Origin of the sequence: Streptomyces albus subsp. albus (assembly GCF_000725885.1) — a bacterium.
Lineage (GTDB): Bacteria > Actinomycetota > Actinomycetes > Streptomycetales > Streptomycetaceae > Streptomyces > Streptomyces albus.
Genome location: NZ_JODR01000077.1, coordinates 1 through 679, shown reverse-complemented (window position 1 = coordinate 679; position 679 = coordinate 1). Strand labels below are relative to the sequence as shown.

The following is a 679-nucleotide window of genomic DNA, read 5'->3' as shown; positions in this document are numbered from 1 at the left end:
ACGTCGACTCCGCCTACTGAGCAGGCAGTCACTCACACAGCACCGCGCATGCGAACACCCGAAGCGGGTGGGAGGAAACCCCTCCCACCCGCTTCGTCACGTACGTGGCGAGCCCCGGCGCGGGTGTCAGCTGCCCATCGGCCAGGGGACGCCGGGGTCCAGGTAGTAGTTCACGCGGGCCTCGCGCAGTCGGGGGCCCTGCGCCGCCAGGCGCGGTGCGAAGGTCTTCCAGTCGTGGGAGGAATCCTTCGCCCAGCCGATCTCCGCGATCGCCAGCATCCGCGGGAAGGCGAGGTCCTCCACCTGGTGGATGCCGAACAGTGTCTCGGTGAACATGGGCGCCTCCACGCCGGCGACCGCCTTGGCGGGCAGGCCCTTGAGGTGCGTGTCGGGGTTCCAGTCGTAGGACTGCTCGACCGTGACGGTGCCGCCCCAGGTCTGCCCGACCGGATACTCGGGGTAGTCCTCGGTGTACTTCATGTCGAGGTACGCCTTGGAGGACGGCGCCAGCACGACCTTGCCGCCCGCCTTCCCCGCCGCGATCAGCTCGTCGTCGCTGATCCCGGGGGCCCAGTACTCGCCTTAGGTTCTAGTAGTCGTCGCAACACCCCAGCTCAAGGGGTGCGATGGATTTCGAGATCCGAGCGGACCGGGCTCCGCAGGGGCGTAAGAAGTTGTC

1 protein-coding gene is annotated in these 679 nt (G+C 67.9%); it reads right to left on the bottom strand.

Annotated elements, in window-relative coordinates; translation table 11 throughout:
• Positions 1 to 126: 126 nt before the first annotated feature.
• Positions 127 to 561: a family 20 glycosylhydrolase gene (locus IO40_RS0132795; RefSeq protein ID WP_262070665.1), complete on the bottom strand. Its 435-nt coding sequence runs from the start codon at positions 559 to 561 to the stop codon at positions 127 to 129.
• Positions 562 to 679: the final 118 nt, after the last annotated feature.